At 56.8% G+C, this 14,409-nt stretch carries 14 protein-coding genes; 11 read left to right on the forward strand and 3 right to left on the reverse strand.

The annotated features are described in order from the left end of the window. A partial coding sequence (locus tag ABX749_RS05385) for a sialate O-acetylesterase (protein WP_372895092.1) occupies positions 1-666 on the forward strand: 666 nt, incomplete at its 5' end. A gap of 31 nt (positions 667-697) precedes the next feature. On the opposite strand, the gene ABX749_RS05390 is transcribed toward ABX749_RS05385, so the two are convergent. Then, the gene (locus tag ABX749_RS05390) at positions 698-1,078 is read right to left on the reverse strand and encodes a DUF2294 domain-containing protein (RefSeq protein ID WP_095741932.1); all 381 of its coding nucleotides are present in this window, start codon (positions 1,076-1,078) and stop codon (positions 698-700) included. A 682-nt stretch (positions 1,079-1,760) separates the two neighbouring features. Between ABX749_RS05390 and ABX749_RS05395 the strand changes: the two genes are divergently transcribed. From ABX749_RS05395 to sugE, 10 genes are all read left to right on the forward strand, one after another. After that, positions 1,761-2,240 (forward strand): Na-translocating system protein MpsC family protein, encoded by a 480-nt coding sequence (locus tag ABX749_RS05395; RefSeq protein WP_372895093.1) that lies wholly within the window; start codon positions 1,761-1,763, stop codon positions 2,238-2,240. A gap of 127 nt (positions 2,241-2,367) precedes the next feature. Beyond that, positions 2,368-2,619: a GlsB/YeaQ/YmgE family stress response membrane protein gene (locus tag ABX749_RS05400; protein WP_372895094.1), complete on the forward strand. Its 252-nt coding sequence runs from the start codon at positions 2,368-2,370 to the stop codon at positions 2,617-2,619. A 46-nt stretch (positions 2,620-2,665) separates the two neighbouring features. Next, on the forward strand, positions 2,666-3,112 hold the full coding sequence (locus ABX749_RS05405) for a hypothetical protein (protein ID WP_372895095.1): 447 nt from the start codon (positions 2,666-2,668) through the stop codon (positions 3,110-3,112). A gap of 37 nt (positions 3,113-3,149) precedes the next feature. Continuing rightward, positions 3,150-3,437 (forward strand): hypothetical protein, encoded by a 288-nt coding sequence (locus ABX749_RS05410; RefSeq protein WP_372895096.1) that lies wholly within the window; start codon positions 3,150-3,152, stop codon positions 3,435-3,437. A gap of 73 nt (positions 3,438-3,510) precedes the next feature. Continuing rightward, a complete protein-coding gene (gene ptsP, locus ABX749_RS05415; protein ID WP_372895097.1) occupies positions 3,511-5,286 on the forward strand; it encodes a phosphoenolpyruvate--protein phosphotransferase in 1,776 nt (591 codons plus the stop codon). After that, on the forward strand, positions 5,283-6,353 hold the full coding sequence (locus tag ABX749_RS05420; RefSeq protein ID WP_145212763.1) for a glycoside hydrolase family 130 protein: 1,071 nt from the start codon (positions 5,283-5,285) through the stop codon (positions 6,351-6,353). Before ptsP ends, ABX749_RS05420 begins: the two co-directional genes overlap by 4 nt. Positions 6,354-6,385: 32 nt before the next feature. Beyond that, positions 6,386-8,713, forward strand: a complete 2,328-nt coding sequence (locus ABX749_RS05425) for a glycosyltransferase family 4 protein (protein WP_372895098.1) — start codon at positions 6,386-6,388, stop codon at positions 8,711-8,713. A 40-nt stretch (positions 8,714-8,753) separates the two neighbouring features. After that, the gene (locus tag ABX749_RS05430; RefSeq protein WP_372895099.1) at positions 8,754-10,148 is read left to right on the forward strand and encodes a glycoside hydrolase family 130 protein; all 1,395 of its coding nucleotides are present in this window, start codon (positions 8,754-8,756) and stop codon (positions 10,146-10,148) included. A 305-nt stretch (positions 10,149-10,453) separates the two neighbouring features. Beyond that, on the forward strand, positions 10,454-10,633 hold the full coding sequence (locus ABX749_RS05435; protein ID WP_372895100.1) for a redoxin family protein: 180 nt from the start codon (positions 10,454-10,456) through the stop codon (positions 10,631-10,633). A 12-nt stretch (positions 10,634-10,645) separates the two neighbouring features. Continuing rightward, entirely contained in the window at positions 10,646-10,957 is a 312-nt protein-coding gene (gene sugE / locus ABX749_RS05440) for a quaternary ammonium compound efflux SMR transporter SugE (protein WP_145212772.1), read from the forward strand. Here sugE and ABX749_RS05445 read toward each other — a convergent pair. Continuing rightward, entirely contained in the window at positions 10,954-11,376 is a 423-nt protein-coding gene (locus tag ABX749_RS05445; protein ID WP_145212775.1) for a GreA/GreB family elongation factor, read from the reverse strand. The genes sugE and ABX749_RS05445 overlap by 4 nt on opposite strands. 457 nt (positions 11,377-11,833) lie before the next feature. Next, positions 11,834-14,409, reverse strand: a 2,576-nt coding sequence (metH, locus tag ABX749_RS05450) for a methionine synthase (protein WP_372895101.1), incomplete at its 5' end; no start/stop codon positions are given.

Genomic DNA, 14,409 nt, shown 5'->3' on the forward strand with positions numbered 1-14,409 from the left:
CGCGAAATGATCCGGTTCGTGCAGTCGACGCTCCGGGACACCGAGGGTCTCACGAAGTTGGTGCCGACGTACGATGCAAGCCAGGGCTATGAACTTGCCGGTTTCGTCTGGTTCCAGGGCTGGAATGACATGTGCAATCGACATCACATCGATCAATACACCGAGAACATGATCCATTTCATCCGCGATGTCCGCCAGGAGTTTGATACGCCGACGCTGCCGTTCATCGTGGGCATCTTGGGAGTCTACGGCACGGACCCTGACCGTCGGAAATTTGACAAAGGGTTGCCAGTCAGTGACTTTCGCAAGGCCCAGTTCGCAGCCGTCGAGCAATACGACCAGAAGGTCGCGGCACGCTATCGCAGCAACGTCGTCTCGGTCGACAGCGGACCGTATTACGAACTCGGGCTGAGCGACATCTACTGGAAACGGCGGCTGACCGGCAATTGGAAGCAGCGGGTCAAGCAGGGTCAGATGACGCCGGAGCAGTTTCAAGCCGAATGCGACCGGTACGGATTCGGCGACGGTGAACTGACCGCGCAGGAGCAGCGTACTTGGGATCGCTGCGCATCCAACGCCGAATACCATTACCTGGGAAGCGGCAAGACCTTCATCCGTTTCGGCAAAGCACTCGCCGAGGCGATGCTGCCGTTGCAGAAGCAGTGACCTGTTTGAGGAAATCGACGAAGCTGTTTCCCTATTTCCTTTTCGACTCGCGACAGGCGGGCGCCTGTTCGAGGGTGAAGACGACGATCTCTTCGCCGGTATGCGTACTGATATCGTGATGCAGGCTAACAGGCTTGATGCCGGTGATCTCGTGAATCACCAACTCCAAGGTCGGGCGCGCCGTCTCGATCAATTGGGTTCGGACCTGCTTCAGCAGGTCCCGCCCTTTTTCAGCCGGCAGCGTGGTCACCAAATGTTGCTCGGCCGCGGTCAAGACACCTTGCAAGCGAACAACGAGCAGATCGCCGATCAGATGGGCGCGAATGTCCTTCGGCCCCCGTCCCATGTACTCCTGCTCGAAATGGGACATCCCTTTGCAGACGGCGGCTTCGATTTCTCCGTGTGTTTTCACCGACCCGTTCCAGTTCAACGATCAATTGTTTACCTCGCTCCGTTTTTCATCACCTCATTGGCGAACGTACGGTCAAACGATGCGAGAGTAGCCAATTTACCACACTCCTGGCGGGCAACGCCGCAGCGGATCGTTTTCCGAAGAAATCTGACATCACCATTGGTCATCAAGGCTGTGGGGCATTTAGCAGCGGTAGGGCGGCCAGCCCAATGCCACTTACTTTGACGTCAAACGGGGGACTTTTGTTAGCGGCAGGGCGCGAGCCCTCCGGTCTTTCAAGTTCAAACCGGACGGCTCGCGCCGTTCCGCTAACTCATTCAGTGCCAAAGTAAGTGGCATTGGGCGCGAGCCCTCTGGTCTTTCAAGGCGTTTTCATCAAGCTGAAACCGGACGGCTGATGCAAAGTCAGGGGTACGCCCTTGTCTTTTCCATCAGTCGGCGTAGGATGAATTCGTTGAGGGAACGGTTTAGCCGATTTCTCTCTTCAGCAATCCGGACGACAAGATAAAGAGCAATCTGGCATTCCCCAGCCAATGGGATTCCAAGAGGGCTCGTTAAAAAGTAAGCCGATGTGGCAGAACACCTTCGTGTGTGTTCTACCCCATCGGCTTTTTTTATGCGCAGGATTCAATTTCAGAATACCTGAAACCAACCATGTCCACGTGGTACAGGAAGAGACACCATGGATCAAGCCACGTCGACCATGACGCAAACGATCGCCCTGATCGCGAAAACGCTACAGCAGAACAGAACGGGAGTTGCTCCGACGTCCGTCAGCGCGGTCCTCAACGAGAACACGTTGGTCGTGACGATGGAAGGTGCCCTCACACCGGCCGAGCAGGCCTTGGTCCGTACAACGCAGGGCCTCGCACAGGTCCAAGAGTTTCATCGTCAGTTGTTCGCCAGTTCATCCGACCCGATGCAACAGAAAATCAAGACAATCACCGGTCGGGATGTGCGAGAAGCAACCGCAGCACTTGATGCGGGTACCGGCATGATCACCCATACCTTTCGGTCCGGTGCGATGGTGCATGTGTATTTGCTGACCCCTGAAATCGAAGCGTACAAAGGCAGTGATCGAGCATCGATCGAACGCGCCGATGACGACGGTTTCCATCCGCCGGCGCAGGACGATTGTCCAGACTCAGCTGAAACAGATTGACGATGAAATACTGATTGAATGCTGGTCATTCACCGACCCGGTCAACCTTGACTCGGGTCGCGAAATCGAATGACGCTATTCCGAACGCCTTTAGGAGGCTGTCATGGGAATTCTACTGTGGATTGCAATGGGACTTTTAGCCGGAATCCTCGCCAAGTGGATCATGCCGGGGGCCGATCCTGGTGGACTCATCGTCACGACGCTGATCGGTATTGCGGGTGCGATCGTCGGCGGGATGATCGGAACGGCGTTTGGCTTTGGAAGCGTGACCGGTTTTGACGTTCGCAGCTTGGTGATTGCAACCGGTGGCGCCGTCCTGTTGCTGTACGCCTACCGGGTCGTCTCGCCCCGCATGTGGGCAACGTCCCGTGGGGCCTAAAACGAAAATGCAACCAATCGAGAAACGACAGAACAGGGTTTCAATCATGAATGCGCTCCAAGCCAACACGCCGTGCTATGTCTTGCTCGACGGCAAGCAACGTCTCGCACCCAAACTCATCGCCCCGGATTCAGGTCCCCAATGCGTGGCAATTTATGGGTTCTCGGACAAGCAACCGTATGACCTGTTTATCGCCAACAGCAAACTCGCATTAACACCCTACCCGTTGGTGAAAGGCTACCTGAAGAACCAAATCACCGAATCCAGCGATGTCATCCACCTGGTCGTGATCGATGCGACCGGACCGCAGCAATCTCCATTGAATGCGGCAACCGTGGACTGCGTCCTGCAAGCCCAGCAACAAAACGCGAATCAGGTGAGTGTCTCGTTCCGGCTGACGCTCGATGGCGATGCAAAGGCGTACCGCGTCGAGAAGGCTTCGCCAGGCTTGGACGAGACGAGCAGATCAGTGGAAACGCAAAGCACATCGTAAACAATCGTTTTAGAAAAACAAGTCAGGAGCAACACAGATGAATTGGGATCAAGTGACACGCGATTGGCTGTCCGTCAGCCAGCAAATCAAGCTCAAGTGGGGCAAGTTCACAAACGATGACCTCGCCATGATCTCTGGCGGTCGAGAGTCATTTGTCAAGCTGTTCGAACAGCGATACGGAGACGACAAAGCGACGGCGGAGAAGAAAATTGACGCGTTTGTCGCAGGATTGAAGTTGCCTCAAGAGCGGGGCAACCTCCTCTCATGGTCGCAACATTGCTGGAAAAACATCAAGAGTTTTGCCCGCATCCGCCCGCGCATCTAGCGCGTTGGCGAAGGTTGCAAGCAGCGAGAAAACGGTCGAAGCACATCATTCGAAGAACGAACAGGAAAAACGAATGAAATCATTGGAGGGGAGGCCCATTTCACCCGGTTTAGCCGTGGGGACTGCGGTCGTTTACGACTATGAAATTCAACGAACGTTGCTGTGCGAGTCGGAACGTGATATTCGCCACGGTGATGTGCAGTCTGAATGCGATCGAATCGATAAGGCACTTGAGCGGTCCAATCGTGAATTGACGATTGCCACACAAGTCGTCGGCGGAGACCCGCAGCTCGTCGACGCCGCGGCGTTGTTGTCTGCACATGCCACGATGGCTGCTGAGATCGCAGCGACCGTCAAGCAGCAGATCGGATGCGACCTCGTCAACGTGGAACTGGCGCTTGATTCAGTCATCCGCGATTGGATCAGCCGTTTGCAGAATCTTGACAACGAGTACCTTCGCCAACGCGAACAAGACGTCCGCGACGTCGGCCAGCGGATGACTCGCAATTTGACCGAGGGGATCCAGTACAGCTTTGATTTGGTGCCACCGGGATCCGTGATCGTGGCCCGCGAACTGCTCCCTTCCGAAGCGGTCGGGCTTGTCAATAGCGGTGTGGTCGCGATCGTTTCCGAATACGGAGGCAAGTTCAGCCACACGGCGATCGTCGCCGCGGCGTTGGGAATCCCGGCAATTTCGGGCATCACGGACGTGACCAAACTGATTTCGTCTGGCGAAACGTTGCTTGTCGATGGCTTGTCTGGAACCGTTGGGATTCAGCCATCGGAATCCGATAAGGCGGAGTTCTCGGTTCGTCAGCTCGCACACGAGCGGCTCATTGCATCACTGGCGTCCGAGGAAGAACAGCCGTGTAAGACCCAGGACGGCGTCGAGATTTCACTGCTGGGCAACGTCGGATTGCCGGTCGAAGTCGATCAGATCGCAGAACATCACTTGGCCGGCATCGGACTGTTTCGTACCGAGTTCTTGTTCATCGACTCCTACACCCGTCCGAGCTTCGACTTGCAATTGGAAGTCTATGGCGAAATGGCAAATCAGTTGGCCGGTTTGCCGATGGTGATTCGAACCTTCGATCTCGGCGGCGAAAAACTTCCACCCTTCCTGTCATTGGATCGGCTGAGAAATCGCTCAAGTCTGCATCTGCGCGGACTGCGATTCTCGTTGTCGGAGAAGAATCTGCTTGACGCTCAATTGCGAGCGATTGTACACATCGCGCAGACCGCGGACGTCCGGATCTTGTTTCCGATGGTGATCGGGAGTCACGATTTTTCGTTGGCGATCGAGGCCGTTGATCGTGCCGTGAAGCAACTTGACGTGCTGCGTCGACCTCCCGTTGGAGCCATGATTGAAACACCTGCGGCATTGTTCGCCTTGGATGAGATCCTTGAGCTGGCAGACTTTGTCGCAATCGGCACCAACGATTTGACTCAGTATATGTTGGCAGCCGATCGTGATTTGTCCGCGGGGACGGACGATTGCACCGCGATGCACCCGGCAGTGCTGCGCGCGATCAAACAAATCGTCCAGTCGAGTCAACAGTGGAGTCGGCCGGTTTGTGTTTGCGGCGAAGAGGCGGCAGACGCCGACTTTGCCCGCCTGCTCGTGGGTCTCGGTATCCGTGAACTGAGCCTTGGCCCAATTCGTGCCGCGGCAACCCGTCGGGCGATCCGCGGAATTGACTGCTGTCAGGTGACTCAGCTCGCCGAACTCGCGCTTCAATGTCGAAGCCCTGCGGAAGTTCGCCAACTCTTGACGGCATCATTCGGTGTGGACCCGTCATCGAGCGAATCCCCGGGCCCCGTGTCTCAGCAATCCGTGGAGGTTCAATGATTCCACGGCTTTCCCAATCGCGACTGCTTTGCCCGGCTCAGCTGGCGCCGTCGCGAGCTGATCTCGAAGTGATCGGTGTCTTCAATCCGGGTGTCGTCCGGATCGAAAATGACGTGGTCATGCTCGTGCGGGTCGCAGAAAGGCCTCGTGAGAAACGTCCCGGACTGATGGGATTGCCGCGGTGGGAACCCGACGGAACCTGTGTCATCGACTGGGTGGGTGAAGCGGACTTCGGAGCAATCGATCCCCGCGTCGGTCAACTCAAATCCAATGGTCGGTTGCGACTGACGTCGGTCTCGTCTCTGCGTGTGTTGCGCCAGCGAGACGGAAGCTCCGATGGCTGGTTGCCTGGACCTGCACTGTTGCCGGAAATGGCGATCGAGGAATTCGGCATGGAAGACGCACGAATTACGAAGATCGATCAGACGTATTGGATCACGTACGTGGCCGTTTCGCGACAGGGAGCGGCAACCGCACTGATTTCCAGCGAGGACATGCTGACCTTCAAACGGCACGGATTGATTTTTTGTCCTGAAAATAAAGATGTCGTTCTGTTTCCACGACAGGTCGATGGACAATACGTGGCCCTGCATCGCCCGAACCCGAATTCACATTTCAGTCCGCCACAAATTTGGATTGCCCGATCTCCCGACTTGCTGCATTGGGGTGAGCACCAGAGCCTGTGTGGCGGAGAACAATGTTGGGAAGGCGATCGAGTCGGTGGCGGGACGCCCCCGATGTTGATCGACGAAGGTTGGTTGCATCTTTATCACGGCAGCCGACGGACTCAGCGCGACGGTCGCGTCGGCGAATATTCGGTCGGGGCATTGCTATTGGATCGAGACGATCCGTCCCGGGTGCTGGCACGCTCCGGCCAACCGATGATGGCTCCTATGGCTGAGTACGAGCGAAACGGTTTCGTACCCAACGTCGTCTTCCCGACGGCCATGATCCCCGCAAGTCTTGACCAAAGCGATGACCGAATGAGCGTTTACTACGGCGCGGCCGACACTGCGATCGGCGTCGTCGATTTTTCCAAACAGGATATTTTGAAATCACTTCAGTGATCTCGTCATCCGCCCCCCCCGAGGAGTTTCCCATGGCCAACTCGGCCCTCACCAGAATCGCTTTTGTCGGCGATTATCTGCCGCGCAAGTGCGGCATTGCCACGTTCACTCACGATTTACGAAGCGCGGTTGCCGATGCTTCGTCGGCAACCTGTGTGGTGGTGCCTGTGGACGACATTGCAGAAGGCTACGACTATGAGTCGGAAGTGAGTTTTCAAATTCCCGAACAGGAGATTGACGCCTACCGTTGTGCCGCCGATTTCTTGAACTTCAGCAACGTCGATGTGGTCTCGCTACAACACGAATTCGGCATTTTCGGGGGCCCCGGTGGAAGCCACATTCTGACTTTTTTGCGTGACATACGGATTCCGGTCGTCACGACACTGCACACGGTTTTGTCCGAACCCGACGCCACCCAGCGGCAGGTCATGGATCAGCTGACCAAGCTTTCCACCCGGCTGGTGGTAATGACGGAGCGAAGTCGCGAAACGCTCTGTGAGACCTATGCCGTCCCCGAAAGCAAGGTCGATTTGATCGCCCACGGCATTCCCGACGCACCGTATGCAAATTCCAGTGAATTCAAAGAACAGTTTGGCGTGGCAGGCAAACAGGTCGCGTTGACGTTTGGGCTGCTCTCTCCGAACAAGGGCATCGAGTACGTCCTGAAGGCGATTCCCGAGGTCACGAAGAAGTTCCCCGATTTCATCTATTTGATTCTCGGGGCGACACATCCCAGTTTGAAACGCAGCGAAGGCGAACAGTATCGGATCAGCCTGGAGCGGATGGCAAAAGACTTAGGGATCACCAAGAACGTCAGTTTTTACAATCGTTTTGTCGAACTGGACGAGTTGACTAATTTCATCGGCGCCGCGGATCTTTACATCACGCCGTATCTGAACGTGGCCCAAGCCGTCTCGGGGACGCTTGCCTATGCGTTCGGTTGCGGACAAGCCGTCATTTCGACACCCTATTGGCATGCCGAAGAATTGCTCGCCGACGGCCGGGGAGTACTCGTTCCGTTTGCCGATCCGGACGCCATTGGCCGAGAAGTGATCGCTCTGCTAAGCGATGACGAGCGGCGACAGACGATGCGTGATCGAGCCCACCTCTTGGGCCGCGAGATGCTCTGGGATCATGTGGCGGAACTCTATCTGCAATCTTTCCGTGATGCTCAGGCGAACTTCGGAAGCGAACGCAGCCCCCTGGCGGTGCGAACATTGGATGAGCAGCCGCTGGATCTGCCGCGAATCAATCTGGAACACCTGCATCGCATGAGTGATTCGGCCGGAATCATTCAGCACGCCTGTTACTCCATTCCCAACCATCATGAAGGCTACTGCACCGATGACAACGCCAGGGCGTTCATCTTGACGATCTTGCTCGAGGAACTGGGCAAAGACACTCCAGAATTGCACGCCTTGGCATCGACGTACGCGGCGTTTCTGAATTATGCCTTCGATCGAACGAGCGGCCGCTTTCGCAACTTCATGAGCTTCGATCGGCGCTGGCTGGAACGAGACGGTTCAGACGATTCACAAGGCCGCGCGGTCTGGGCACTGGGCACTTGTGTCGGTCGGTCCCGAAGGCTGGGCTTTCAGACCTGGGCGATGGACTTGTTTGCCAAGGCATTGCCCGCTTGTGAAGACACCACTTCGCCACGCACCTGGGCGCTGGCATTGCTGGGGATTCACGAATACCTGCGTCGCATGAGCGGTGACCGCGCCGTCAGTCAGACCGGTCAACGATTGGCCGAAAAACTCGTCGACCTGTACGACCGAACCGCCACAGACGATTGGCCGTGGTTTGAAGATGTCGCGTCTTACAACAACGCCCGGCTCTCCCAGGCTTTGATTCGCAGTGGGTGTTGGGGTGAGAATCCGCGTGTGACGCAGATCGGTATCGAATCACTCCGTTGGTTATGCGAGAAACAACGCTCTCCCGAGGGCAGGTTCCGTCCGATCGGGTGCAACGGGTTCTGTCGCCAAGGTGTGCCGACCGCAATCTATGACCAACAGCCGATCGAAGCCCACGCGATGGTGTCCGCCGCGATCGAGGCCTTTGATGTCGCCAAAGATCCATTCTGGCGCGAGCAAGCACACCTGGCATTTGACTGGTTCCTGGGACGCAACGACCACGGGTTACCCATCTACAACGCGTCAACGGGCGGTTGCTACGACGGGTTGGCGGAGCATCAGGTCAATCAAAACCAAGGTGCGGAATCGACGCTCGCTTTCCTGCTCTCACTGGCTGAGATGCAACGACTCGAGGGATCATCGCCAACATTGCGAACGCCCCGTCGCGCTGCCGCCACTGTGCAGCGTCCCCACCACGCCCCCGTAAGCAGCACCTATGCTCGTTAAACGAACAGGAATCGTCCTTTCGCCCAACAACCGACGGGTCGTGTTGCGACCGTTCGAGATGCCCGATGCGGGCCGAAAACTTCGGATCATCGCACGTGTGTCGACGCTGTCCGAAGAGCAAGTCGATGCGCAATTGAATCTTGTATTGAAGGAGTTTCATGGACGACATCAACGGCCGCGCGAATTCTTCCTGAGCCGTTTCGAGGCCATCCGTCGGTACCTGTTGACCGACGCTCCGATGAGTGAAAACCGTCAGCTCTTGCTCGGCGCCTACTTCACGCAAGAGTACGCGTTGGAATCGGCGGCGTTGTTCAATCCATCGATCGTGTGGCACCCCGACCAGTCCAACCTTGCCGACGGTTCGCGACGTTTCGTGCTGAGTCTGCGCGCGGTCGGTGAAGGACATATTTCATCTGTCACATTTCGATCAGGAGTCATTGATGCCGAGAACCGATTGTCCATCGATGAACCGACCGGTTACGTGACGACGCCCGAATTTGTGCCCGACGCTCTGTATGAAAAAGAACTCTTTCTTCGCAAGTTGATCGAACTCGCGTTGGAGAGCCCCTTCACAGACTCGGTGTTTGCCGGCCTGGGGGACGAATTCAATTTGAGCCAACTGGAAAACGCGCTGAATCTTGGCATGCGTGCGTATGGGGCCCGCCGCCGCGAATTGGCGACAACCGTTGAACAGGTCGTCATGCTCGCAAAGTCAAACTATGAAATCACCTATCTGCCCCAACACGATCTGTCCGAACGCCTGATTTTCCCGTTCGGCCCAACCGAAACCAATGGGGTTGAAGATGCCCGCTTTGTCCAATTTCAAGAAGAGAATGGGGACTGGCGCTACTACGCGACCTACACCGCGTATGACGGAAAAATGGTGTTGCCCCAATTACTCGAGACACAAGACTTCCTGCATTTCAAAATGCACACGCTCAATGGTCCAGCCATCGTCGACAAGGGGCTGGCCATGTTCCCGCGAAAGATTAACGGCCGGTATGCCATGGTGTCTCGGCAAGACGGCGAGCATCTGTTCTTGATGTATTCCGACATGCTGCATTTCTGGCACACCAAACAGATGATCGTGAAGCCCACGTACCCTTGGGAGTTTGTGCAGATGGGGAATTGTGGTTCGCCCATCGAGACGGACGCGGGATGGCTGGTGCTCACGCATGGTGTCGGGCCAATGCGTAAGTATTGCATCGGCGTGATCCTACTGGACTTGGATGATCCGTCACGTGTGATCGGTCGCTTAAGAGAGCCACTGTTGACGCCAAACGAAAATGAACGCGAAGGCTATGTCCCGAACGTCGTCTACAGTTGCGGCAGCGTGATCCACAACGGACAGCTGGTGCTTCCCTATGCCATGTCGGACTACGCGACGACCTTCGCAACGGTCTCTGTCGACGAACTGTTGTCCTTGATGATCTGAACCAACGGTGGTTGCCGAACACGCCTCTGACGTTGTTGATTCCCGGCGCGGGTGTCGCCGGCCGCGCGATCAATCTACACGAAGGGTTCGAGGGACAGAACCGGCAAGAGGTGTGCCGACCGGTGCGCCATCTTTGGCGGACAGGACATCGATTTAGCAATCAGCGTGAGATTGGCGACGTTCATTGCCCGATGGCGACGTCGTCTTTCCCGATCTGTCGTGACTGAGGTATAAGTTGATGAAGACAAATCGACCGGCATGCCGACGATTTCCTGCATGGCACGACGTCGCCCAAACCGCTAACGTTGTTGCTTGATCCCGGCGACTCGTTGACCAATGCATACGGAGTGCGTTGGAACGCCCCCCATGAGACCGTCTTTCCGACCACCATCGTCCTTGATGATACGGGCAAGATCATGTTCGTGAAGATCAGCGAGACTCACGGGGGACGATCGGCGGCCGAAGAAGTTTTGACAACCTGGTAACCTCATCCCGTTATGGCATGGATCTATTTGCTGATCGCCGGCTGTTTAGAAATCGGTTGGGCGATCGGTTTGAAATACACCGAAGGCTGGTCACGATTTTGGCCGAGCGTGCTGACCCTGGTGACCATGGTCGCCAGTTTCTATTGCTTGGCACTGGCGGTGAAAGAAATTCCGATCGGCACCGGCTATGCGATTTGGACCGGCATCGGAGCGATCGGGACGGCCACGTTAGGGATTCTTTTGTTTGCCGAACCCGTCTCCGCGATGCGCATCGTCTGCATGGCGTTGATCATCGCGGGGATCGTCGGATTGAAGCTCAGCTAGTAATAGTGGAGCGCTCCGGCCCGTTCAGGTTGAAAATAAATTCGTTCGACTCGCTTTTGCGTTTTTCGATTCAGCAGGGGCAAGGTCACGCTCTGGCCGATCCGGCGTCCAAAAATCTCCGCGCCCAGCGGCGACAGAATCGAGAGTTTCCCTTCGGCAATGCATGCTTCGTGCGGATACACCAAGGTGTAGGTTTCCGCATCATTTGAATCCATGTCGCGCAATTCGACCGTCGAGTTCATCGTCACCACGTCCGGCGACATCTCCTCCGGCTCGACCACGGTGGTGCAGTCCAGTGCCTTGTCCAGATCCGCCAGATGAGACCTGCCGCCACTGAGCGCACACGCAAACTCGCTTTGCAAAAGCTTGCGTAGTTGTTGTAAGTCGGTTCGGGTGACGGAAACAATTCGAGAGGTCATGATGGTGTGTTAGGGTAGATTCCAAGGGACAGAGTCCGAGGGCCAGAGTCCGAGGGCCAGAGTCCAAGAGACAGAGTCCAAGAGACAGAGGGCGCACCGCGGCGAAGGACCGACGTCGATGTTTGCCCCGCCTTTAAGACAACGTGCGCAGCACGATTGCGAGAGCGAAGAGGGCGATCAACACTAATTGCCCAAACATCATTTCAAGAGAGGTGGAGGCAACGTGAGGTTCGCCGTGACCGGTTGAGTCGTCGTGCTGACGAGGAACCGCATGCTCTGGGTTGTGCGTGAACATGATCGAGACCACTTCATTGGGGAAAAGACGGAACACCTTCCTGGCGACACGAGGTCATTGCCATTGAAGCATTTCGCATACCAATGAGTCTTTCCACGCAATGGAGCCGGAAATCGCGTCAACGCGGGGTTCCGCGTCAACCTGAGTTGACGCCGCGGAGCCTCAGTAGGCTAGATTCGGCCCCAGCCAGCGTTCGATCTCTTCGATCGGTTTGCCTTTGCGTTTGGCGTAGGCCTCGATCTGGTCACGGGTCATCCGCTCGACGGTGAAGTAACGCGCCTCGGGATGACCGAAATACAGGCCACTGACGCTGGCGCCGGGCGTCATGGCGAAACTGCTGGTCAGCTCAATTCCGGTATTTTTCTCGGCGTCCAACAAGTCGAACAGCGTACGTTTTTCGGTGTGATCGGGACACGCGGGATAGCCGGCGGCAGGTCGGATGCCGCGGTACTTTTCCGCGATCAAGTCTTCCTGGGACAGGCCTTCGGTTTGGCCGAATCCCCAGTCGCCGCGTGCGCGTTGATGCAGCATTTCCGCCAGTGCCTCGGCGAATCGATCGGCAACCGCTTGCACCATGATCGCTTTGTAATCATCGAGTTCGGCTTTGTATTTCATCGCCAGCTCCATCGCTCCGATGCCGGCGGTGACGGCGAAGCCACCGAGGAAATCCTCGCGGCCAGAGTCCCGCGGTGCGACGTAGTCGGCCAGTGAGCGAAAGTCCTTTTGCCCCTTGCGTTCCCACTGTTGTCGCAAGAAATGCAGCCGCGTCAATTCATGCTTCCGAGTCGAGTCGGTGAACAGAATCACGTCGTCGCCATCGCTGGCGGCTGGCCAAAACCCGTAAACAGCGTTGGCGGTCAGTGACTGGTCGGCGATGATCTCGTCGATCAAACGGTTCGCGTCCTCGTAGAGTTCTCGGGCTTGCGCCCCGACCACCTGGTCATCAAAGATTTTAGGAAACTTGCCCTTCAATTCCCACGTGCTGAAAAACGGAGACCAGTCGATGTAGGATCGAATCTGTTCTAGCGGAATGTCTCGCAGGACGCGGGTGCCGGTGAACGACGGCGCATCGATGGCGACGGAATCCCAATCGGTGACGAATCGTTTTTCAAGGGCTTCCGCATAGGGCACGAGTTTCTGCTTGCGATCGCGGAAGCTGTCGGCCAGCTTCTTTTGCGTCGAGACATTCTCGGCGACGAATGCGTCACGACCGTCGCTGAGCAAGCGTTCGACGACGTTCACGCTGCGGCTGGCATCGAGCACGTGCACCACGGGACCGTCGTAGGCCGGAGCGATTTTGACGGCGGTGTGCTTGGCACTGGTCGTCGCGCCACCGATCAACAGCGGCATCGTCATCCCGGTACGTTTCATCTCGCGAGCGACGTGTGTCATTTCATCCAGCGACGGCGTGATCAAGCCGCTCAGCCCGATCATGTCGACGTTCTGCTTGGCCGCTTCCTGGAGAATCGTTTCGGCGGAGACCATCACGCCCAAGTCGATGACTTCATAGTTGTTGCATTGCAACACGACGCCCACGATATTCTTGCCGATGTCGTGCACGTCACCCTTGACCGTCGCGATCAGAAACTTGCCGCGAGCCGCTTCGTGCAATGTTCCCGCCAACCGTTTCTCTTCCTCCATGAAGGGTTCCAGGTAGGCGACGGCTTTCTTCATCACGCGGGCCGACTTGACGACTTGGGGCAAAAACATCTTGCCGGCGCCGAACAGATCACCGACGACTTTCATCCCGTCCATCAACGGGCCTTCGATCACTTGGATGCAGCGATCAAAATGCTGGCGGGCGTCCTCGGTATCCTGGACGATGTATTTATCGATGCCCTTGACCAGCGCGTGCGTCATCCGCTGAGCCACCGGGGCGTCCCGCCAAGCCAGGTCTTCGCCCGACTTTTTCTTTCCATCGCCCTTGACCGTCTCGGCGAATTCCAGCATCCGCTCGGTCGCGTCCGGGCGGCGATTGAGCAGCACGTCTTCGACGCGTTCGAGCAAGTCTTTGGGGATTTGCTCGTAGATTTCCAACTGACCGGCGTTGACAATTCCCATGTCCAGCCCGGCGTCGACGGCATGGTACAAGAAAGCGCTGTGGATGGCTTCGCGGACCGGATCGTTGCCGCGAAAGCTGAAACTGATGTTGCTAACGCCGCCGCTGGTCTTCGCGCCGGGACACACCTGTTTGATTCGCCGCACGGCGTTGATGAAATCGACGGCATAGTTGTTGTGCTCGTCCATCCCCGTGGCGATCGTCAAAATGTTGGGGTCGAAGATGATGTCTTCGGTGGGAAAGTGCAGCTTTTCGGTCAACAGGTCGTAGGCCCGTTTGCAGATCCGAACCTTGCTTTCTTCGTCGGCAGCCTGGCCCTGTTCGTCAAAGGCCATCACGACGGCGGCGGCACCGTACTGACGCACCAAGGTGGCCCGACGCAGGAACTCGGTTTCGCCGTCCTTCAATGAGATCGAATTGACGATCGCTTTGCCCTGCACGTTGCGTAGCCCCGCTTCGATCACCTCCCATTTGCTGCTGTCGATCATCACGGGAACCGATGCGGCGACGTGATCCCCGGCGATCAAACGCAGAAAGCGGGTCATCGCTTCGACACCATCGAGCATCCCTTCGTCAAAGTTGACGTCGATGATGGTGGCCCCGTTCTCGACTTGTTCACGCGCGATCTCGACGGCCTCTTCATACTTTTCGTCGCGGATCAGGCGGGCGAACTTTTTGC

The sequence above is a fragment of the Stieleria sp. genome (assembly GCF_041595215.1).
GTDB lineage: Bacteria > Planctomycetota > Planctomycetia > Pirellulales > Pirellulaceae > Stieleria > Stieleria magnilauensis.

What these genes read in the sequence shown, in the direction of transcription:
- ABX749_RS05395 (WP_372895093.1), top strand. Translation starts at nt 1,761, where the DNA reads ATGGATCAAGCCACGTCGACCATGACGCAAACGATCGCCCTGATCGCG.
- ABX749_RS05400 (WP_372895094.1), top strand. Translation starts at nt 2,368, where the DNA reads ATGGGACTTTTAGCCGGAATCCTCGCCAAGTGGATCATGCCGGGGGCC.
- ABX749_RS05405 (WP_372895095.1), top strand. Translation starts at nt 2,666, where the DNA reads ATGAATGCGCTCCAAGCCAACACGCCGTGCTATGTCTTGCTCGACGGC.
- ABX749_RS05410 (WP_372895096.1), top strand. Translation starts at nt 3,150, where the DNA reads ATGAATTGGGATCAAGTGACACGCGATTGGCTGTCCGTCAGCCAGCAA.
- ptsP (WP_372895097.1), top strand. Translation starts at nt 3,511, where the DNA reads ATGAAATCATTGGAGGGGAGGCCCATTTCACCCGGTTTAGCCGTGGGG.
- ABX749_RS05420 (WP_145212763.1), top strand. Translation starts at nt 5,283, where the DNA reads ATGATTCCACGGCTTTCCCAATCGCGACTGCTTTGCCCGGCTCAGCTG.
- ABX749_RS05425 (WP_372895098.1), top strand. Translation starts at nt 6,386, where the DNA reads ATGGCCAACTCGGCCCTCACCAGAATCGCTTTTGTCGGCGATTATCTG.
- sugE (WP_145212772.1), top strand. Translation starts at nt 10,646, where the DNA reads ATGGCATGGATCTATTTGCTGATCGCCGGCTGTTTAGAAATCGGTTGG.
- ABX749_RS05445 (WP_145212775.1), bottom strand. Translation starts at nt 11,376, where the DNA reads ATGACCTCTCGAATTGTTTCCGTCACCCGAACCGACTTACAACAACTA.